Origin of the sequence: Thalassobaculum sp., assembly GCF_040219215.1 — a bacterium.
GTDB lineage: Bacteria > Pseudomonadota > Alphaproteobacteria > Thalassobaculales > Thalassobaculaceae > Thalassobaculum_A.
On the sequence record NZ_JAVJSX010000033.1, the window covers coordinates 124,666 to 144,319 of the forward strand.

Genomic DNA, 19,654 nt, shown 5'->3' on the forward strand with positions numbered 1-19,654 from the left:
ACGGCCCTATCCGGGTCCGATCACCAACTCGGCACGCTCCTCCACGAGTTCAAAGCCCATAGCCTCATAACTGCGGCACGCGGCCCGGTTTTCCGCCGTGGCTCCAAGGGTCGCCAGACGAATGCCGTCGGCTGCCAGGGCCGACAGCAACGCGCCCATGACAATCCGAGCCAGGCCCTGCCCGCGGCGCTCCGGAACCGTCACGAAGTTTCCGAGATTGGCGATCGACAGGCCTGCATGCCGGGCAATCACGCCGCCGCAGGCTACCAGACGGCCGTTGTCGAAGAGTCCGACCAGCAGGTCGTCCAGCATCCAGCGCGAGAAGATCGTCGCCGGGTGATGCGTCCGATAGAATGCCACGATGGCTTCATAGTCCGCCTCGCCCAAGCGCCGGCAGCGCCGATCGGGCGGCGGCTGTTCAGCGACCGGTCGCAGGTAGTAGCGGATGCTCTGATCGGCAACCACCCGCTGGCCGCACAGGGCGACGATTGGTTCCCGCAGCGGCTCCGCCACGTGCAACTCGGCGCGCCGGCCCACCGAACAGGCCAGGACCAGTTCGTGTGCGTCCAGGCTGCCCACGATGGTTCGAACGGTCACGTCGTCGAAGTCGATGCCCAGGACCACGCCCGCGCCACCCCGGCCGATCAGAACCGTCCGGCTGCGATCCCCACCGCTGACGGCCGCCAGACCCGCCTCCAGGTACAGCCGGAACACCGGATTCCCGGCAATCAGGTGGCGGACCGCTTGGCGTTCGCGCTCCGACAGGTCTGCCAACTGCCGGAATCCGTCAGGAGAGTCGGCGACCATCCATGGCCCCCCTTTCGCCGAAAAATAGGCGTGATAAGGTCGCCGCCTGACACACCGTACCCCGTTCCGGGAGAACACCATGAGCTTCCAGCCGAACTCTCCGGCGGCGCGCGACGTCGCCTATGTCCTGCACCCATACACCAACGCCAACGCCCACGAGGAACAGGGCCCGATGATCATCGAGCGTGGCGAGGGCGTCTATGTCTATGACGACGCCGGCAAGCCGTACATCGAGGCGATGGCCGGGTTGTGGTGCGCGTCGCTCGGCTTCAGCGAAAGCCGGCTGGTCAAGGCCGCGACCGACCAGATGAACAAGCTGCCCTACTACCACACCTTCGCGCACAAGGCGCATTTGCCGGGCATCGACCTGGCCGAGCGGCTGATCAAGCTGGCACCGGTGCCGATGTCGAAGGTGTTCTTCTGCGGCTCGGGCTCCGAAGCCAACGACACCGCGATCAAGCTGGTCTGGTACTACAACAATGCCCGCGGCCGTCATGCCAAGAAGAAGTTCATCAGCCGCATGAAGGGCTATCACGGCGTCACCATCGCGTCGGCCAGCCTGACCGGCACCCCGGTGAACCACCCGGGCTTCGACCTGCCGCTCGCCGGATTCAAGCACACGTCAAACCCGCACTACTATCGTTTCGGCCAGGAAGGCGAGACCGAGGAACAGTTCGCCACCCGCATGGCGAACGACCTGGAGCAGATGATCCTCGACGAAGGTCCGGAGACGGTCGCCGCCTTCATCGCCGAGCCGATCATGGGCGCCGGAGGCGTGATCGTGCCGCCTAAGACCTATTACGAGAAGGTCCAGGCGGTCCTGAAGAAGTACGACGTGCTGATGATCGCGGACGAGGTGATCTGCGGTTTCGGGCGCACCGGGAATTTCTGGGGCTGCGAAACCATGGGCATCAAGCCGGACATCCTGACCTGCGCCAAGGCGCTGTCGTCCAGCTACCTGCCGATCTCGGCGGTGATGATCAGCGACGACGTCTACCAGCCGATCGCCCAGGCCAGCGCCGACCTCGGCGTCCTCGGCCACGGCTACACCTATTCGGCCCACCCGGTGTGCGCGGCGGTGGCGCTGGAGACCCTGAAGATCTACGAGGAGCGCGACATTGTCGGCCATGTCCAGGCCGTCAGCCCGCACTTCCAGAAGCGCCTGCACGCGCTTATCGACCATCCTCTGATCGGCGAGACCCGCGGCCGCGGCCTGATCGGCGCGGTTGAGATCGTCGCCGACAAGGCCACCAAGAAGCCGTTCGACCCGAAGGCCGGCGCCGGGGCGCTGGTCAACAAGGCGGCGACCGAGCACGGACTGATCGTCCGCGCCATCGGCGACAACATCGCCTTCACGCCGCCGCTGATCATCAACGACAGCCAGATCGACGAGTTGTTCGACAAGATGGTCAAGGCGCTTGACGACGGTCAGGCGGCCCTGCAGAAGGCGAAGGCGGCATAAGGCCTCGCCTTATATTGTTGGTAACGCATTGAAGGGGGCCCGCCGGGCCCCCTTCGCCGTCCTGCCTCAGGCGCCAGCTCCAGGAGTTTCGCCATGCCGCCGGTGATCGACGCCCACGCGCACTTCTTGCCCGAGTCCCTGGTGTCCGCCCTGCGGTCGCGCAGCGACGCCCCGGACATCCGCCGTGAGCCCGATGGCGGGGAGAGCTTCGGCATCTACCGCACCCGCATGCCCTACGGCCGGACCTACGACGCGCTGGACGCCCGTTTGTCGCGGATGGAGGAACTGGGCGTCGATCGGCAGATCCTGTCGCTGCCCGGGCTGTTCGGCATCGACTCCCGCCCCGCGCCTCAGGCGTTGCCTCTGGTTCGGGCATTCAATGACGGCATCGCCGACCTGGTTCGACGGCATCCGGAGCGGTTCTCCGGCATTGCCGCCCTGCCCTTGGCCGATCTGCATGTCGCGCAGGAGGAGTACCGGCGGGTGCGCGGCGACCTCGGACTGTCCGGCATGATCCTGCCGGGCGACGCCTTCGTCAGCGTCGCGGCCGCAGAGCGGGTGCGCCCGCTGTTCGAGCTTGCCGCCACAATCGGCGGCCTGGTGTTCGTGCATCCGGGGCCCCTGCCCAACGGGACCGGCAGCGCGGTCGACGCGCCGGCGCCGCACACCGACAGCGTGGTGCACCGCCGGGTAACCGTCGATATCCAGAACCGCATGACCGAGGTGATGGTGACGCTCGCCCTCACCGACTTCCTGGCGCCCTATCCGAGCGTACCGGTCCAGGTCGCCAACCTCGGCGGCAGCCTGCCGTTCGTGATCGAGCGGATGGACCATGTCTACGCGCTCCGGCATCCGGAAGCGCCGCCGCCATCCCTCAGCCTGCGCTCGCTCTATGTCGACGCCGCCTCGCTCGGTCCCCGGGCGATCGCGCTCGCCGCCGAAGTCTATGGCGCCGACCGGGTGCTGTTCGGCAGCGACTACCCCGTCTTCGACGATGGCCGGTGCCTGGATGCGGTTCGGCGGTCTAAATTGTCACCAGACGAACGGGCGCTGATCGCCGGCGGGAACGCCGCAGCGATGCTGGCGCGCACCTGAGCGCCCCGCACTGCACGGGCCACGGTGTGTCTTTCTCATCACACCGTGGTCGGCCCAGCATCCAGCCCGCTCTTCTTCAGTCGACATCCCGCTAAGGTTGTGACAGTTTCACTTCCCTGCCGAGCAAGCTGCTAGACGCTCGGCAGCAGTGAAAGGATTCACGATGTCTCAAATCTGGTTCCCGATTCTCGGCCGAATGGCCTGAGGCGCCGGCGCCTGACTTGCGACGCGGACTGCGCGGCTGACCCCGCCTGACCCGCTTCGCCCAAGCACGCGACCGGCGATGTCCCGAGTGGACACCCCGATTTCCTGCGTGTGTGGAGCGAAGCGATGGTTCGCTGGATCGAACAACTCATAAACCCTTTCGGATCGGACCGGCTGGACCAGCCTCGGGGCACCCTCGGTGCGTTCTTCTGGCGATATGTCTCGCAGGCATGGGGCCTGCTGGCGATCGCCATGACGACGGCGGCGCTCATCGCCGTCATCAACACCGCGCTGTTCGTCTATGTCGGCGTGCTGATCGACCGCACGCAGCAGGCCGCGAGCCCGGCGGCGTTCTTCACCGAGAACGCCGACCTGCTGCTGTGGATGTTGTTCCTGCTGGCGGCGGCGCCGGCCCTCGACGTCGTGCACGTGGTCCTGACCAACCAAGCGGTGGTGCCTGCGTTCACCAACCTGATCCGTTGGCAGAACCACCGCTACGTCCTGCGCCAGAGCCTGTCGTTCTACCAGAACGACTTCGCCGGGCGCATCGCCAACAAGGTGATGCAGGCCGGGCTGGCGCTGCGGCGGGCCGTCCTCGATGTGATCAACGCGGTCTGGTATGTCACGGTCTTCGTGTTCAGCGCGCTCGTGGTTCTGGCGGAGGCCGATTGGCGGCTGGCACTGCCGGTGGTCGGCTGGCTGGTCGCCTATGGCTTTGCCCTGCACTACTTCATCCCACGCGTCAAAGTTCGTTCGGCCGCATCGTCCGAGGCGTATTCCCGGCTGCTCGGCCGGGTGGTCGACAGCTACACCAACATCCTGACCGTCAAGCTGTTCAGCCACGCCAGCCGCGAGGATGACTACGCCCGCGCCGGCATCGCCGAGCAGAACGAGCGGACCGCCGACCTGATGCGGTCGATGAGCGGCATCAGCGCCACGGTCGGCATTCTCGCCGCCGTCCTTCTGGGCGGCACGGCGGCTATGGCACTGTGGCTGTGGAGCCAGCAGGCCCTGACGGTCGGCGCGGTCGCGGCGGCCATCGGTCTCGCCATGCGGATCACCAACATGTCGCACTGGATCATGTTCGTGACCACCGGCGTGTCGGAGAACGTCGGCGTCGTCCAGGACAGCATCGGCGTCATCGCCCGGCCGCACGCGGTCGTCGACCGTCCGGAGGCTGCGGAGTTGCGCGTCGACCGGGGGGAGGTCCGCTACGAGGGGATCAGCTTCCACTACGGCGAGGGCACGCCGGTCATCGAGGACCTGTCGCTGACCATCGCGGCCGGCGAGAAGGTCGGGCTGGTCGGCCGATCCGGTGCCGGCAAGTCGACCCTGGTCCAGCTGCTGCTGCGGTTCCACGACCTGTCCGGTGGCCGGATCCTGATCGACGGCCAGGACATCGCCGGTGTGAGCCAGGAGAGCCTGCGTCACCAGATCGGCATGGTGACGCAGGACACCTCCCTGCTGCACCGCTCGGTGATCGACAACATCCGCTATGGTCATCCTACGGCCAGCATGGAGCAGGCGACTGACGCGGCCAGGCAGGCGCATGCCCATGATTTCATCGTGGAGCTGGAGGATGGCCGCGGCCGTCGGGGCTACGACGCCCAGGTTGGCGAACGCGGGGTCATGCTGTCCGGCGGCCAGCGCCAGCGGGTGGCGATCGCCCGCGTCCTGCTGAAGAACGCGCCGATCCTGATCCTGGACGAGGCGACCTCGGCCCTCGACTCCGAGGTCGAGGCCGCGATCCAGGAGCAGCTGTTCAACCTGATGGCCGGCAAGACGGTGATCGCCATCGCCCATCGGCTGTCGACGATTGCGGCCATGGACCGGCTGGTGATCATGGATCGCGGCCGGATCGTCGAGCAGGGCTCGCACCGTGAACTGCTGCGGCGCGGCGGATTGTACGCCGACATGTGGAGCCGACAGGCCGGCGGCTTCCTGGCGAAGGACGACGCCACGGTCGCCGCCGAGTGAGGTGTGACCGGTGGATCCCGGATCAGCCCGGCTGTGGGCGGGTCTGACCCGGGATCCATTCGGAGCCGGCTGCGATTGACCATCGGCGGTCGAAACGGAACTATCGGACCACTTGCCGTGTTGGAGCGTCAGCCATGACCCATCCCGTCCTCGACTCCCGCCGCGCCGCCGTAGTCACCGGGGCCGCCAGCGGCATCGGGCTCGCCGCCTGCCTGCGGTTCGCGTCTCTCGGCATGCCGGTCTGCCTGGTCGATCTGTCGGACGCCGCCCTGAGGCGTGTGCAGGACCAGGTCGCCGACAAGGCGCCGAACGGCGCGACGGATGTGCTGTGCATTGCCGCCGACGTCTCGAACGCCGCCGAGATGGCCGCCGCCGCCGCCACCGTCCACGACCAGTTCGGCGCCGTCGGCATCCTGATGAACAACGCGGTCACCCGCACCGGCGGTGGCGTGTGGGCCGATCCGGCGGATTGGCGCAAGGCACTGGAGGTGAACTTCTGGGGCGTCCTGAACGGAGTCAACGCGTTCGCACCTCTGATGCTCGAGCGGTCGGAGCCCTCCATGATCGTCAACTGCGGCTCCAAGCAGGGAATCACCAACCCGCCCGGCAACGTCGCCTACAACGTGACCAAGTCGGCGGTAAAGACCTACACCGAGGCGTTGCAGCATGAGCTGCGCAATACGGAAGGCTGCCGTGTCAGCGCCCATCTGCTCGTGCCTGGCTGGACGACTACCGGCGATCGTGCGCCCGCCGCCGGGGCATGGTCGGCCGACCAGGTGGTCGATCATATGATGGCCGCTCTGCGTCGCGACGACTTCTACATCGTCTGCCCGGACAATGAGGTGACGCCGGAGATGGACCGGGCGCGCATCCTGTGGGCGGCCGGCGACATCACCGAGAACCGACCGCCGATGTCACGCTGGCATCCGGACTACCGCGACGCCTTCGCCGCGTTCAAGCCGGACTGACGGTCCTCACGCGGCCTTGGCGGCGATAGTCGCCTGGGCCGCCGACAGACGGGCGATCGGCACCCGGAACGGCGAGCAGCTCACATAGTCGAGCCCGACCGTCTCGCAGAACCCGATCGACGCCGGGTCGCCACCGTGCTCGCCGCAGATGCCGAGCTTCAGGCCCGGGCGCCCGGCCCGGCCACGTTCGGCCGCGATCCGGACCAGTTCGCCGACACCTTCCTGGTCCAGGCTGACGAATGGATCGACGTCGACGATTCCCTTGTCCTCGTACTCCTTGAGGAACGAGCCGGCATCGTCGCGCGACAGACCGTAGGTCGTCTGGGTCAGGTCGTTGGTGCCGAAGCTGAAGAACTCCGCCACCTCGGCGATCTTGCCGGCCTGAAGGGCGGCGCGCGGCAGTTCGATCATGGTGCCGACCATGTACTCGATGGCGATGCCCGACTCCGCCTGCACCTCGCCGGCGACCCGGTCGATGATCGTCTTCAGGATCGAGATCTCCTTGGCAGTCGCCGCCAGCGGGATCATCACTTCCGGAACCGGCGCCGCGCCCTCGGACTTGGCAATCTGGGCCGCAGCCTCGAAGATCGCGCGCGACTGCATCTCGCAGATCTCCGGGAAGGTGATCGCCAGCCGGCATCCGCGATGGCCGAGCATCGGATTGGATTCCTTCAGCTCCAGCGACCGGCGGCGCACGGTCTCGACCGAAACGTCGGCCGCCTCGGCGACCTGCTGCATCTCGGCTTCGGTGTGCGGCAGGAACTCATGCAGCGGCGGATCGAGCAGCCGGATCGTCACCGGCAATCCGGCCATGATCTGGAACAGCTCGGCGAAGTCCTGGCGCTGGTACGGCAGCAGCTTGGCCAGCGCCGTACGGCGGCCCTTCTCGCTGCTGGCCACGATCATCTCGCGCATGGCGATGATGCGGTCGCCCTCGAAGAACATGTGCTCGGTCCGGCACAGGCCGATGCCCTCGGCACCGAACTCGCGTGCTGCGCGGGCGTCGGCCGGCGTCTCCGCGTTGGTGCGCACCCGCATCCGGCGCAGGCCGTCCGCCCACTCCATGATGGTGGCGAAGTTGCCGGACAGCTCCGGCTGCACGGTCTCCACCTCGCCCAGCATCACTTCGCCGGTACCGCCGTCGATGGTAATGCGGTCTCCAAGACTCACAGTGACGTCGCCGACGAAGAACGTGCCGGTGGCGTAGTCCACCCGGATCTGACCGGCGCCTGACACGCAGGGCCGTCCCATGCCGCGTGCCACCACGGCGGCGTGGCTGGTCATGCCGCCACGGGTGGTCAGGATGCCCTCTGCGGCATGCATTCCGTGGATGTCCTCGGGGCTGGTCTCGACCCGCACCAGGATCACCCGCTCGCCCTTGCGGGCCTCGGCTTCGGCGGCATCGGCGGAGAACACCACCTTGCCGGACGCCGCACCCGGCGATGCCGGCAAACCCTTGGCGATGACCTTGCGCTCGGCCTTCGGGTCCAGGGTCGGATGCAGCAGCTGGTCCAGGCCTCGCGGCTCGATCCGCGACACCGCCTCGGACTGGGTGATCAGGCCGTCCTCGACCATCTCCACCGCGATCCGCAGGGCGGCGTGCACCGTGCGCTTTCCGGCCCGGGTCTGCAGCATGTACAGCTTCTTCTGCTGCACCGTGAACTCGATGTCCTGCATGTCGCGGTAGTGGCGCTCCAGGGTATCGCGCACCTCGCAGAGTTGCCCGAACACCTCCGGCATCACCTCCTCCATCGCCGGCAGGTCGGAGCCCTGGGCCCGCTTGGCCGCGACGGTCAACTGCTGCGGCGTGCGGATACCGGCGACCACATCCTCGCCCTGTGCGTTCACCAGGAACTCGCCGTAGAAGATGTTCTCGCCGGTCGACGGGTCGCGGGTGAACGCCACGCCGGTGGCGCAATCGCTGCCCATGTTGCCGAACACCATGGCCTGGATGTTGACCGCGGTGCCCCAGCTCTCCGGGATGCCGTTCAGGCGACGGTAGACGTTGGCGCGCTGGTTCATCCAGGAACCGAACACCGCACCGACCGCGCCCCACAGCTGGTCGCGCGGATCTTCCGGGAACGGCTGGCCGCTCTCTTCCTGGACCTTCTCCTTGTACAGCCGGGTCAGGGTGGCGAGGTCGTCGGCGTCGAGGTCGGTATCCAGGTCGACGCCCTTCTCTTCCTTGGCCAGATCCAGCAGTTCCTCGAAGTGGTAGTGGTCCACGCCCAGCACGACGTCGGAGTACATCTGGATGAAGCGGCGGTAGCTGTCATAGGCGAAGCGCCGGTCGCCGGAGCGGGCGATCAGGCCGGCCACCGTGGTGTCGTTCAGCCCGAGATTCAGGACCGTGTCCATCATGCCCGGCATGGAGGCACGGGCACCGGAGCGCACCGAGACCAGCAGCGGGTTCTCGGCGTCGCCGAAGGTGGCGCCGACCTCGGCCTCGACCTTGGCGAGCGCGGCCTCGACCTGGTCCTTCAGATCGGCCGGGTACTGCCGACCGTTGGCGTAGTAGTGGGTGCAGACCTCGGTCGTCACGGTGAAGCCCGGCGGCACCGGGAGCCCGATCGAGCTCATCTCGGCCAGGTTCGCGCCCTTGCCGCCCAGCAGGTTCTTCATGTCGGCCCGGCCGTCCGCCGTGCCACCACCGAAGCCGTATACCCACTTGGTCATCGCTTCACTCCTTTGCGATCGCTCGGCGATCGACGCACTCAACCATCCACGCGGGCGAAATCCGCAACCCGGCCCATCGCGTCACGGACCTGTGCCAGGATCCGCAGGCGGTTCACCCGCAGATCCGCGTCGTCGGCATTGACCGTGACCTTCTCGAAGAACGCGTCGATCGGCGACCGCAGGGTCGCCAGGGTGGCCATGGCCCCCGCGAAATCCTCGGCCTTCAACGCGGACTCCAGCACAGGCTCCGCCTCGGCCAGCGCCTCGTACAGCGCCGTCTCTTCGCTCAAAACCAGTCGATGCGCTTCCGGTTCCGCCGCGTGCGACACCCCGTCCTTCTTCTCCTCGGCACGCAGGATGTTGCTGGCACGCCGGAATCCGGTCAGCAGGTTCGCCCCGTCCTCGGTGCCGAGGAAGTCGGCAAGCGCATGCACCCGCGCCAGCAGGCGCACCAGATCGTCCTCGTCGCCCAGTTCGAACACTGCGGCGATCAGGTCGTGCCGAACCCCCTGCTCGCGCAGATGGACCTTCAGGCGATCGGCGAAGAAGCCGAGCAGTTCCTGCCGGATGAATGGCAGAACCGTGAACTCGGTGTACCAGCCGGGCGGAACCTCGCCGCCGTCAAGCTTGGCGGCGGCGCTCTCAAGACTGGCATCCACGACGTCACGCGGCAGTCGGCCGAACGCCGAGGCGAACAGGTCGATCAGCGGAACACGCAGGTTGTTCTCGATGATCAGGCGAATCACGCCGAGCGCCGAGCGGCGCAGCGCGAACGGATCCTTGGAGCCCGTCGGGGTTTCGCCGATCGCGAAGAAACCGACCAGCGTGTCGATCTTGTCGGCCAGCGCGACGGCCACCGACACCGGTGCGGTCGGACAACGGTCCGACGGCCCGAGCGGCGAGTAATGCTCGGCAATCGCTTCGGCGACCGTCGGGTCCTCGCCCGAGTCCAGCGCGTAATAGCGCCCCATGACGCCCTGCAGCTCCGGGAACTCGCTGACCATGCCGGTGGTCAGGTCCGCCTTGGACAGGGTGGCCGCGCGCCGCACCATGTCGCCGTCGGCACCGATCCGGTCGCCGATCTCGACCGCCAACTGCGCGAACCGCTGCACCTTGTCGGCCATGGTGCCCAGCCGGTCGTAGAACTTGACGGTTCGGAGCGCCTCGCGCCGGTTCGCCAGCGGGGTTTTCAGGTCCTGATCCCAGAAGAACTTAGCGTCCGACAACCGGGCGCGCAGCACCTTCTCGTTGCCGGCGACGATGGTGGCGTCGCGTGCCGGTTCGCTCGCCATGTTGGCGACCACGGCGAACCGGTCGGCCAGCGCGCCGTCAGCCGTCTCCAGCGCGAAATACTTCTGGTGGCTGCGCATCGAGGTGACCAGCACCTCCTTTGGCACACCCATGAACTGCGCGTCGATCCGGCCCAGCATCGGCACCGGCCATTCGACCAGGCCGCAAACCTCCTCCAGCAAGCCCGGATCGTCCCGTGCGACTAGGCCGGCTTCCTTCGCAAGCGCAGCAATCCCGTCGACGATGATCCGCTTGCGCTCCTCGCGGTCGAGGATCACGTAGGCGTCACGCAGCTTGGTGCGGTAGTCGGCGAATGACGTGACGGTGAACGGTTTCGGCGCCAGGAACCGGTGACCTCGAGTCTCACCGGATGCCTTGATCGTCCCCTCGAGCGTCGGCAGATGAACCTCTTCGCGGTTGCGAATCAATTGGAAGTCCAGGTCGAGCACCTTGCCGTCGACCATCGCCAGGATCCCGTGCAACGGCCGAACCCAGCGGAAGTCGTTGCGCCCCCACCGCATCGACTTGGGCCAGGGCATCTCCGAGATCGCCTCGAACAACAGGTACGGCAGGTAGCGTTCCAGGGGCGCGCCGGACACATGACGGACCGCAAAGTAGAAATCGCCCTTGTCGGTCGAACGGACTTCGGCCTGCTCGATCGCTTCGATGCCGGCCGCCCTCATGAAGCCTTGAAGTGCCTTGTCGGGCGCGCCGACCTTGGGGCCCCGACGCTCCTCGGTTTGGTCTGGCTGGCGGGCCGGCAGGCCGTCGACCATCAAAGCCAGACGGCGTGGGGTAACGTGCGCCTCGGCCGAGGTGAACACGAGCCCCCCAGCCCTCAGTTTCGCCGTCACAAGCCCTCGGAAGTCATCGGCGGCGCGCGCCTGCATGCGGGCCGGAATCTCCTCGGAGAACAGCTCGACCAGAAGCTCAGCCATGACTGCGGCGCTCCTGCTTCTTCTGCTCCCAGCCGGCCTTCCAGGCGGTGCTGGTCTCCACCCACTTCTCGCAGCACGCCTTGGCCAGCGCCCGCACCCGGCCGATATAGGCTTGCCGTTCGGTAACGCTGATCACGCCACGCGCGTCCAGCAGGTTGAAGGTGTGGCTGGCCTTCATGCACTGGTCATAGGCCGGCAGCGGCATGGGCTTCTCGGCCGCAAGCAGCGCCGCGCAGGCCTTCTCGGCGTCGCGGAAATGCTGGAACAGCACTTCGGTGTCGGCATACTCGAAATTGTAGGTCGAGAACTCCAGCTCGGCCTGTTTGTAGATGTCGCCGTAGACCTTGCCGCCCTCGTCCTTCGGCACGCCGTCCCAGTCCAGATCGTAGACGTCGTCGACCTCCTGGATGTACATCGCCAGTCGTTCCAGCCCGTAGGTCAACTCCAGGCTGACCGGCGAACAGTCGATGCCGCCGACCTGCTGGAAATAGGTGTACTGCGACACTTCCATGCCGTCGCACCAGACCTCCCAGCCGAGCCCCCAGGCGCCGAGCGTCGGGCTTTCCCAATCGTCCTCGACGAACCGGATGTCGTGCTGCATCGGATCCAGGCCGATGGCGCGCAGCGAGCCCAGGTAAAGCTCCTGGCTGTCGACCGGCGACGGCTTCACCAGCACCTGGAACTGGTAGTAGTGCTGGAGGCGGTTGGGGTTCTCGCCGTATCGCCCATCGGTCGGACGTCGGGACGGCTGGACATAGGCGGCCTTCCAGATCTCGTCCGGACCAAGGGAACGCAGGGTGGTTGCCGGGTGAAACGTTCCCGCCCCGACCTCCATGTCATACGGCTGCAGAATCACGCAGCCCTTGCTCGCCCAGTAGGCCTGCAAGGTCAGGATCAGGGACTGAAAGGCCAACCGGCTGTCCGGTCGGTCACCATCCGGCATTACACGACTCGCTGCGTATCTCGCGGGTGCGAGAAACTAGACGCCGAGGTGCATTGAATCAAGCGAACTCGCGGCGGCACCGTGCGATGGGCACACGGTACGCCAGATGCTGCGCCGCCCTTCCGACCAGCCGATCACGATCGACGCTCCGGACAGGGATGGAAGCCTGCTTTGACGCCTTTGGATTTTTATATAACTATCAAGTTATGGAACTCTCCCGTTATGTATCCCAACCTGAGAATCTTGATGCGGTCTTCGCCGCGCTCGCCGATCCGACCCGGCGGGCGATCCTGGCCCGCTTGGCGGCGGGCGAGGCATCGGTCAACGAGATCGCAGCACCCTTCGCGATGAGTCAGCCGGCGGTCTCGAAGCACCTGAAAGTCCTGGAACGCGCCGGACTGGTCGAGCGTGACATCGACGGGCAGCGCCGACCGGCGCGGTTGAAGGCCGAGGCGATGGCCGCAGCGGTCGAATGGCTCGAACAGTTCAGGGAGTTCTGGTCGTCAAGCTTCGACCAGCTCGACGACCTGCTGAAGGAACTGAAGCAGACTAGAGAACCAGGGGACCCGGAATGAGTGATTTGCCGATCTATGCGCTGGAGAGGACCTTCGCGGCCCCCCGCGCGCTGGTCTGGAAGACATGGACCGATCCGGCGCTGCTGCCGCGCTGGTACGGCCCTCGGGTGGAGACCATCGTCCATCAGCTAGAGCTGAAGCCCGGCGGACTGTGGCTGGGGGAGATGCGCTGGGGTGGCGCTTCCCACTACCAGCGGGTCGAGTACACCGAAGTCACGCCGCCCGAGCGGCTGGTCTGGCTGCACTCCGTCTCGGATTCCGCGTGGAACATCATCGCGAATCCCATGATGCCCGACTGGCCGCGGGTGCTGTTGACGACGGTTACGTTCGAGGAGAGTGGCGATCAGACCGCCGTTCGCCTGACCTGGGTGCCGCACAACGCGAATGCGGCGGAAGTCGCCTGCTTCGCCGCTGCGATCGGCGGTATGGACAAGGGCTGGGGCGCAGGCATGGCATTGCTGGCGGATCTGCTGGCCGAGCTCCAGGCTTGAACCGGCACCTCTGATTGGATCGTGCCGGACCCGCCAATGCTCGCTTTGGTTCCATCCCTGCACGTCAGCCGACGGCGGTGCGAAGCCTCCGACGCATTGCCAAGCCACCAACGCTTCCGGATAGTGTCGAGCGCACGAAACGGAGGGGACGCGGCCATGACGATGACCGACTGGTCGAAGCAGTTGTTCGACGATCTGGTCGAGGCCGGCGTAACGCTGTTCTCATACGTCCCGGATGCCGGGAACAAGAAGCTGATCGAGCATGTCTCGGCGCGCAACGACACGACCGCTGTCCTGCTGACCACGGAAGAGGAAGGCGTCGCCATCTGCGCGGGCGCCGACCTCGTGGGCCGGAGATCGGTCGTCTGCATGCAGTCGTCCGGCGTCGGCAACGTCCCGAACTTTCTGTCCTTCGTGAAGGGTGGAAACTTTCCGATCCTGATGATCGTCTCGATGCGCGGTGACTACGGCGAGCAGAACCCCTGGCAATACCCGATGGGACAGGCGGTCGAACCGATTCTCACGGCAATGGGCGTCGGCATCGTCAAGGTGGACAGCCTGGACGACCTTCGCCCGGCCACCCAGGCAGCCCTGTCGGCGGTTTTCGCGGCGGGACAATCCACCGCGATCGTCCTGACGCAACGGTTCCTGGGCGCCAAGCAGTTCTGACAGGAGGACGCTGACGATGCGGCAAGCGACATTGGATCGGCGGGACGTCCTCGCCCGGATCTTCCCAAACCCCGAGCGCTATCTGTTCATTTCCGGCCTGGCCGGGCCGGCCCGGGACACTGCCGGCCTGACCAACGACGGCGCCAACACCTTCACCATGGCGGGAGCCATGGGCGCGGCGACGACCGTGGGGCTCGGCGTGGCGCTATCGGCACCGGACCGGAAGGTCGCCGTGGTCACCGGCGACGGCGAATTGCTCATGAACATCGGCTCGCTGGTGACGGTCGCGTCGATGGCGCCGCCGAACCTGACCATCGTCTGCATCGACAACGGCTGCCACGGCGAGACCGGCGGACAGACCGGCCACACGTCCCGGACCGCGAATCTCGAACAGATCGCCAGGGGTGCCGGGATCGCCTCGTCCAGCGTCGTCGAAACGGAAGCCGATCTGGACAAGGCCGCCGCGTTCCTGGAGGAGATGCCCGGCCCGCGGTTCATCCAGGTGCGGGTCACCGACGGGCCGCCGACCAGCTACAAGCGCAACTTCAACATGGCCGAGTGCCGCATCCGGTTCCGAACCGCCGCCCTGAACACCGCCGGCGGATGACCGTGCCGGCGCGCCATTGGGAACGGTAGCGTCGTCAGCCTACCCGACGAGGCGCCCCAGCAGCCAGACCGTGAACGGCAGCGTCAGGAACGCCAGCGCGGTCTGGACCGTGATGATGGTCGCCATCAACGGCGCATCGCCGCCCATCTGGCGGGCCAGGGTGTAGCCGGACGCCGCTGTCGGCACGGCGCCGAACAATCCCGCGACGATCGCTGCCGTCGGCGGCAGCGCCATCCATAACGCCAGCCCGACCAGGATTGCCGGGAATACAACCATCTTCCCGATGATGGACAGGACGGCCGGACCGACCGAAGCGGTCATCTCGCGCACCCGGATGTTGGCGCCGACACACAGCAGCACCACCGGCAGCGCCGCCTGCCCCAGGATCGCGGTCACGTCGTGCAGCACCGGGATGGTCCCGATGCCGGTGAGGTTCACGGCGACTCCAGCGAACACCGAGACCAGCAGCGGATTGCGCGCCAAGTCACGGGCAATCGCCTTGACCAGGCCGGATTGACGGCTCCCGTCGCTCGCCGGACTGCGGGTCATGGCGACCATCAGGGATACCACCACGATGTTGGTGACCGGGATCAGCAGTGCCGTCGCCAGCGCCGCCAGCGCCAGCCCCTCGGCTCCGAACAGGCGCTCGGCCGCGGCCAGCGCGATGAAGGTGTTGTGCCGCGCCGCGCCCTGCAGCACCGATGTCGCTGCTGGCCCGGGCAGCTTGAAGACCAGCGTCGACACCAGCGAGAAGCCGACCGCCCCCGCAAAGCCGCCGAGGATCACCACCGCGTAGTCGCCGACCAGGTCACCCGACAGGGCAATCGTCGAGGTCTTGTAGAACAGCAGGCTCGGAAACAGCACCCAGTAGACAAGCTTGTCGTTCAGGTTCCAGAACTCGATCGACGGAATCCCCCCGCGCCGCAGGCCATGGCCGAGCACGATCAGCAGGAATATCGGGGCGATCGACAGCAGGATCGCGATCATGACGTGCCGATCGCCGGGTTCCGGGCCAGCATGACCGCCCGCCGTCGCCCCGCGGTCGTTCGAGTAGGTATGTGCATCCCGCCTCCTTCGTGGAGTTTACCGCGGCAAACGACAACGGACACCCACGGCGTGGATCGGGTACAACGCCCGTGCGCCCAAACAGGTGGCGCAACGGGGACGCGAGGTGCGCGATGGCTGGCTGGGTGGCGTGGCTTGATCTGCTGGGCGTGGCGGTGTTCGCGGCGACCGGTGCGCTGGTGGCGTCGCGCAAGCAGATGGATCTGGTCGGCTTCGGCCTGATGGCCAGCGCCACCGGCATCGGCGGCGGTACCCTGCGGGACGTGCTGCTGGAGCGTCCGGTGTTCTGGATCGCCGACGGACGCTACCTCGCGGTCTGCCTCGGCATCGCCGTGCTGATCTACCTGACCGCCCACATCGTGCAGCGCCGGTTCGTGGTCCTGCTGTGGGCCGACGCAATCGGCATTTCCGCCTATGCGGTGATGGGCGCCGAACTGGGACTGCGCGCCGGTGCGGCACCGCCGGTCGCCGTCGTTCTGGGCGTCATGACCGCCACGTTCGGAGGCCTCATCCGCGACGTCCTGTGCCAGGAGACACCGCTTATCCTGCGCCGCGAGATCTACGCAACCGCGGTCGCCGCCGGCGCCGGAGCCTACGTGATCACTTTGTCGCTCGGCGCCGAGAAGCCGCTGGCGGCGATCCTGGGCTTCGCCATCGGCTTCGCCGTGCGGGCCGGCGGCATCGGTTTCGGCTGGTCGCTGCCGACCTATCGGCCAAGACCAGGGCGCGACTATCCGGTCGAGTGACCGTTCCAGGCAAATCGGGGACCGGGCCTCTCCGATTTCCGGCAAAGATGACGTGCAAAGCCGGTCGACGGTCACCATGTACTGAGTCAGAAGAGCGAGGCCGGTTCGCGGAAGTTCGCGATTAGCCAGGAACCCCCGACGCCTTCCGTGCATTGGTCTCCAGAGAGGCAATGCCATGATGAACGCTTTGATCTTACTGACCTTGTTCGGCTGCGATGACTCCGTAACGCAATGCGACGTGCTTGCGCAGCCGACGCAGTACTTCGAAACGCAGGCCGAATGCCAGAGATCGGCCGAGGATCTGCTCGACCGGTCCCTCGACCGGCCTTATCCGATGCTTGTCACCCAATGCGGGACCAGGAAGGAAACGATCGACTACATCGCCCAGGTCGCACCGCCCGAGCAGTTGGCTGCCGTCAACCGGCGCCTGGGCGATGAGGGCTCCCGCTGACGGGGACGACCGGCGCTACCGCGTTTGCCAGCCTCCGCCCGCCCGGTTATGAGTCGGCGTTCACTTTGCCGCACGACCGGACGGAGACTGCCGCATGGCCGACGCTTTCGACCTGACCGGAAGGATCGCCCTGATCACCGGGGCCAGCCAGGGGCTTGGCGCCGGCTTTGCCGTTACCCTGGCCCAGGCCGGCGCGAAAGTCGCGCTGGCCGCCCGGCAGACCGGAAAGCTCGCCGAACTCAAGCAGCAGATTGAAGATGCAGGCGGCACGGCGCATGCCGTCGCCATGGACGTCACCGACGCGGGCTCGGTGCGCGCCGCTTTCGACGACGCCGAGGCGGCGCTCGGGCCGGTGGACGTGCTCGTCAACAACGCCGGGATCGCTGTTCCCAAGCCGTTCCTGGAGTTGACGGAGGCCGACTGGGACGCCGTGCTGGACACCAACCTGAAGGGCTGCTTCCTCGCCGGCCAGGAGGCGGCGCGTCGCATGGCGGGGCGCCATGACGGTGCCAGGGGCGGCGGCTCGATCATCAACATCGCCAGCGTGCTCGGCCTGGCGCCCATCGGCCATCTGTCCAGCTACTGCGCGTCCAAGGCCGGGTTGATCCACCTGACCAAGGCGATGGGCCTGGAACTGGCGCGGGTCGGGGTGCGGGTCAATGCGATCGCGCCCGGCTATATCGAAACACCGATGAATTCCGAGTTCTTCCACAGCCCTGCCGGCGAGAAGCTGGTCAAGGGCGTCCCGCAGCGCCGGCTCGGCCAGGCCGAGGACCTGGACGGTGCGCTGCTGCTGCTGGCGTCGGATGCGTCGCGCTACATGACCGGGGCGGTGATCACCGTCGACGGCGGCTTCCTGCTGGACTGACATCGCCATGGCCGTGCCGCTGATCGATCCCGACGACCTCGCCTTCACGCTGTGGCGGGTGCTGGACGCCGACAGCTTGCTGGCGTATCCGCGCTTCGCCGACCATGACCGCGAGGCGTTCGCACAGGTCATCGACACCGCCCGACGGATCGCCGAGGCGAAGTTCCTGCCGCACGCCGCCAAGTCCGATGCCAACGAGCCCCGGCTGGAGAACGGCAAGGTCGTGCTGATCCCAGAGATCGGCGAGGCGCTGCAGGCATTCTCCGATGCCGGTTTCATGGCCGCCCACCACGACCACGACCGTGGCGGCATGCAACTACCGTGGACCATCCAGCAGGCGGCGTTCGCGCATTTCAAGGCGGCCAATACCCCGACCGTCGGCTACGCCTTCCTGACCATCGCGGCGGCCAACCTGATCCATGCCCACGGCTCGACCGAACAGCAGCGGTTGTGGATGGCGCCGATGCTGGACGGCCGGTTCTTCGGCACCATGGCGCTGTCGGAACCCCATGCCGGATCGTCGCTGTCCGACGTCCGCACCGCCGCCCGTCCGCTCGGCGGTGAGCGCTACGCCATCAATGGCTCCAAGATGTGGACCTCCGGCGGCGAGCACGAGATGACCCGCAACATCGTCCACATGACCCTGGCCCGCATCGAGGGCGCGCCGGCCGGGGTGAAGGGCCTGTCGCTGTTCATCGTGCCGCGCTATCGCCTCGACGAAGCGGGCGAACCGGCGGAGCCGAACGACGTCACCCTGATCGGCCTGAACCACAAGATGGGCTACCGCGGGACGGTCAACACCGCGCTGGCGTTCGGCGAGAACGACGATTGCGTCGGCTGGCTGGTCGGCGAGCCCAACCGCGGCCTCGCCCAGATGTTCCACATGATGAACGAGGCCCGGGTCGGCGTGGCCATGGGTGCGATCATGCTGGCCTACCAAGGCTATCTGGTCAGCCTCGACTACGCCCGCACCCGGCCTCAGGGCCGGCACCCCGGCGACAAGGACCCGACCACCCCGCAACTGCCCCTGATCGAACACGCCGACGTGCGGCGCATGCTGCTGCAGCAGAAGGCAGTGGCCGAGGGCGGGCTGATGCTCGCCTTGGATCTGGCGATGCGGATCGACCGGCAGCACCAGGATCCCGACGCGGCGGTGCGACGGCGCGAGACTCTGCTGCTCGACTTCCTGACCCCGATCATCAAGGCGTGGTTCACCGACCGGGCGCTGGAAGCCAATTCCAATGCCATCCAGATCCTCGGCGGCTACGGCTACACCCGCGACTACCCGGTGGAACGGCTGTACCGCGACAACCGGCTGAACCCGATCCACGAGGGCACCAACGCCATCCAGGCCATCGACCTGCTGGGCCGCAAGGCCGGCATGGCCGAGGGCGCGGCGTTCGCCGCCGTGGTGGAGGAGATCCGAAGCACGCTGAGTGCCACCGACGGACGTCCGGAGATCGAGGCGCTCCACCGCGAGACCGCCGCGGCCCTCGACCGGCTGACCGCCGTCACAGCAGCGCTGCTGAAGGCCGCACCCGAGATCGGCCCGGTGCGCCTGCTGGCCAACGCTGCCGCCTACATGGATCTGGCCGGGCTGACCGTGTTCGGCTGGCTGTGGTTGCGCCAGGCACTGGCCGCGCTGGAGGACCTGCCGGCGGCGTCGGAGGGGCGTCCGCGCGATTTCCTGCTGGGCAAGCTGCACACGGCGCGCTACGTCGCGGCCTGGGAACTGCCGCGCACGGCGCAGCAAGCGGCCCTGCTCGGCGCGTTCGACGATACGCTGGCAACCATGGGCGAAGCCTGGTTCTGATCCGTTACG

Annotated in this window: 17 protein-coding genes; 12 read left to right on the top strand and 5 right to left on the bottom strand. The window is 67.0% G+C overall.

All coding sequences use genetic code 11. The features are described 5' to 3' along the window. Positions 1–6 precede the first annotated feature (6 nt). Positions 7–807, bottom strand: a complete 801-nt coding sequence (locus RIC54_RS22660) for a GNAT family N-acetyltransferase (RefSeq protein ID WP_350096871.1) — start codon at positions 805–807, stop codon at positions 7–9. Positions 808–886: 79 nt separating this feature from the next. Between RIC54_RS22660 and RIC54_RS22665 the strand changes: the two genes are divergently transcribed. The 4 genes from RIC54_RS22665 to RIC54_RS22680 all read left to right on the top strand — a co-directional run bounded on the left by RIC54_RS22665 (position 887) and on the right by RIC54_RS22680 (position 6,513). Continuing rightward, the gene (locus tag RIC54_RS22665) at positions 887–2,269 is read left to right on the top strand and encodes an aspartate aminotransferase family protein (protein ID WP_350151440.1); all 1,383 of its coding nucleotides are present in this window, start codon (positions 887–889) and stop codon (positions 2,267–2,269) included. A gap of 93 nt (positions 2,270–2,362) precedes the next feature. Continuing rightward, the gene (locus tag RIC54_RS22670; protein ID WP_350096875.1) at positions 2,363–3,364 is read left to right on the top strand and encodes an amidohydrolase family protein; all 1,002 of its coding nucleotides are present in this window, start codon (positions 2,363–2,365) and stop codon (positions 3,362–3,364) included. 330 nt (positions 3,365–3,694) lie between these two features. Then, positions 3,695–5,545 (top strand): ABC transporter ATP-binding protein, encoded by a 1,851-nt coding sequence (locus RIC54_RS22675; protein WP_350096877.1) that lies wholly within the window; start codon positions 3,695–3,697, stop codon positions 5,543–5,545. Positions 5,546–5,679: 134 nt separating this feature from the next. After that, positions 5,680–6,513 carry an SDR family NAD(P)-dependent oxidoreductase gene (locus tag RIC54_RS22680; RefSeq protein WP_350096879.1) on the top strand — a complete coding sequence of 278 codons (834 nt, stop codon included), beginning with the start codon at positions 5,680–5,682 and terminating at the stop codon, positions 6,511–6,513. 6 nt (positions 6,514–6,519) lie between these two features. Here the strand turns inward: RIC54_RS22680 and ppdK are convergent, their stop codons facing one another. The 3 genes from ppdK to RIC54_RS22695 are packed head-to-tail and all read right to left on the bottom strand — an operon-like array spanning position 6,520 to position 12,360. Then, a complete protein-coding gene (gene ppdK, locus RIC54_RS22685) occupies positions 6,520–9,189 on the bottom strand; it encodes a pyruvate, phosphate dikinase (protein ID WP_350096881.1) in 2,670 nt (889 codons plus the stop codon). A gap of 38 nt (positions 9,190–9,227) precedes the next feature. Next, positions 9,228–11,417, bottom strand: a complete 2,190-nt coding sequence (glyS, locus tag RIC54_RS22690) for a glycine--tRNA ligase subunit beta (protein ID WP_350096883.1) — start codon at positions 11,415–11,417, stop codon at positions 9,228–9,230. Beyond that, positions 11,410–12,360: a glycine--tRNA ligase subunit alpha gene (locus RIC54_RS22695; RefSeq protein WP_350096885.1), complete on the bottom strand. Its 951-nt coding sequence runs from the start codon at positions 12,358–12,360 to the stop codon at positions 11,410–11,412. The genes glyS and RIC54_RS22695 overlap by 8 nt, the downstream gene beginning before the upstream one ends. 158 nt (positions 12,361–12,518) lie before the next feature. Between RIC54_RS22695 and RIC54_RS22700 the strand changes: the two genes are divergently transcribed. The 4 genes from RIC54_RS22700 (at position 12,519) to RIC54_RS22715 (ending at position 14,702) form a co-directional block, all read left to right on the top strand. Then, positions 12,519–12,935 (top strand): ArsR/SmtB family transcription factor, encoded by a 417-nt coding sequence (locus RIC54_RS22700; protein ID WP_350096887.1) that lies wholly within the window; start codon positions 12,519–12,521, stop codon positions 12,933–12,935. Further along, positions 12,932–13,426 (top strand): SRPBCC family protein, encoded by a 495-nt coding sequence (locus tag RIC54_RS22705; protein WP_350096889.1) that lies wholly within the window; start codon positions 12,932–12,934, stop codon positions 13,424–13,426. Before RIC54_RS22700 ends, RIC54_RS22705 begins: the two co-directional genes overlap by 4 nt. Before the next feature lie 156 nt (positions 13,427–13,582). Continuing rightward, the gene (locus RIC54_RS22710) at positions 13,583–14,095 is read left to right on the top strand and encodes a thiamine pyrophosphate-binding protein (protein WP_350096891.1); all 513 of its coding nucleotides are present in this window, start codon (positions 13,583–13,585) and stop codon (positions 14,093–14,095) included. A gap of 16 nt (positions 14,096–14,111) precedes the next feature. Next, complete coding sequence (locus tag RIC54_RS22715) at positions 14,112–14,702, top strand: thiamine pyrophosphate-dependent enzyme (RefSeq protein ID WP_350096893.1); 591 nt, start codon at positions 14,112–14,114, stop codon at positions 14,700–14,702. 39 nt (positions 14,703–14,741) lie between these two features. On the opposite strand, the gene RIC54_RS22720 is transcribed toward RIC54_RS22715, so the two are convergent. Further along, entirely contained in the window at positions 14,742–15,689 is a 948-nt protein-coding gene (locus RIC54_RS22720; RefSeq protein ID WP_350096895.1) for an AEC family transporter, read from the bottom strand. Between the two features lie 191 nt (positions 15,690–15,880). Here RIC54_RS22720 and RIC54_RS22725 point away from each other — a divergent pair, with 191 nt between their 5' ends. The 4 genes from RIC54_RS22725 (at position 15,881) to RIC54_RS22740 (ending at position 19,645) form a co-directional block, all read left to right on the top strand. Then, on the top strand, positions 15,881–16,513 hold the full coding sequence (locus tag RIC54_RS22725; RefSeq protein WP_350096897.1) for a trimeric intracellular cation channel family protein: 633 nt from the start codon (positions 15,881–15,883) through the stop codon (positions 16,511–16,513). Positions 16,514–16,688: 175 nt separating this feature from the next. Next, positions 16,689–16,964, top strand: coding sequence for a hypothetical protein (locus RIC54_RS22730; protein WP_350151443.1), 276 nt, complete (start codon positions 16,689–16,691; stop codon positions 16,962–16,964). Between the two features lie 94 nt (positions 16,965–17,058). Next, complete coding sequence (locus tag RIC54_RS22735) at positions 17,059–17,832, top strand: SDR family NAD(P)-dependent oxidoreductase (protein ID WP_350096901.1); 774 nt, start codon at positions 17,059–17,061, stop codon at positions 17,830–17,832. A gap of 7 nt (positions 17,833–17,839) precedes the next feature. After that, complete coding sequence (locus RIC54_RS22740) at positions 17,840–19,645, top strand: acyl-CoA dehydrogenase (protein WP_350096904.1); 1,806 nt, start codon at positions 17,840–17,842, stop codon at positions 19,643–19,645. Positions 19,646–19,654: the final 9 nt, after the last annotated feature.

Excerpts from the sequence above, each read along its gene's own strand:
- RIC54_RS22660 (WP_350096871.1), bottom strand. The coding sequence starts at position 807 with ATGGTCGCCGACTCTCCTGACGGATTCCGGCAGTTGGCAGACCTGTCG.
- RIC54_RS22665 (WP_350151440.1), top strand. The coding sequence starts at position 887 with ATGAGCTTCCAGCCGAACTCTCCGGCGGCGCGCGACGTCGCCTATGTC.
- RIC54_RS22670 (WP_350096875.1), top strand. The coding sequence starts at position 2,363 with ATGCCGCCGGTGATCGACGCCCACGCGCACTTCTTGCCCGAGTCCCTG.
- RIC54_RS22675 (WP_350096877.1), top strand. The coding sequence starts at position 3,695 with ATGGTTCGCTGGATCGAACAACTCATAAACCCTTTCGGATCGGACCGG.
- RIC54_RS22680 (WP_350096879.1), top strand. The coding sequence starts at position 5,680 with ATGACCCATCCCGTCCTCGACTCCCGCCGCGCCGCCGTAGTCACCGGG.
- ppdK (WP_350096881.1), bottom strand. The coding sequence starts at position 9,189 with ATGACCAAGTGGGTATACGGCTTCGGTGGTGGCACGGCGGACGGCCGG.
- glyS (WP_350096883.1), bottom strand. The coding sequence starts at position 11,417 with ATGGCTGAGCTTCTGGTCGAGCTGTTCTCCGAGGAGATTCCGGCCCGC.
- RIC54_RS22695 (WP_350096885.1), bottom strand. The coding sequence starts at position 12,360 with ATGCCGGATGGTGACCGACCGGACAGCCGGTTGGCCTTTCAGTCCCTG.
- RIC54_RS22700 (WP_350096887.1), top strand. The coding sequence starts at position 12,519 with ATGGAAGCCTGCTTTGACGCCTTTGGATTTTTATATAACTATCAAGTT.
- RIC54_RS22705 (WP_350096889.1), top strand. The coding sequence starts at position 12,932 with ATGAGTGATTTGCCGATCTATGCGCTGGAGAGGACCTTCGCGGCCCCC.
- RIC54_RS22710 (WP_350096891.1), top strand. The coding sequence starts at position 13,583 with ATGACGATGACCGACTGGTCGAAGCAGTTGTTCGACGATCTGGTCGAG.
- RIC54_RS22715 (WP_350096893.1), top strand. The coding sequence starts at position 14,112 with ATGCGGCAAGCGACATTGGATCGGCGGGACGTCCTCGCCCGGATCTTC.
- RIC54_RS22720 (WP_350096895.1), bottom strand. The coding sequence starts at position 15,689 with ATGATCGCGATCCTGCTGTCGATCGCCCCGATATTCCTGCTGATCGTG.
- RIC54_RS22725 (WP_350096897.1), top strand. The coding sequence starts at position 15,881 with ATGGCTGGCTGGGTGGCGTGGCTTGATCTGCTGGGCGTGGCGGTGTTC.
- RIC54_RS22730 (WP_350151443.1), top strand. The coding sequence starts at position 16,689 with ATGATGAACGCTTTGATCTTACTGACCTTGTTCGGCTGCGATGACTCC.
- RIC54_RS22735 (WP_350096901.1), top strand. The coding sequence starts at position 17,059 with ATGGCCGACGCTTTCGACCTGACCGGAAGGATCGCCCTGATCACCGGG.
- RIC54_RS22740 (WP_350096904.1), top strand. The coding sequence starts at position 17,840 with ATGGCCGTGCCGCTGATCGATCCCGACGACCTCGCCTTCACGCTGTGG.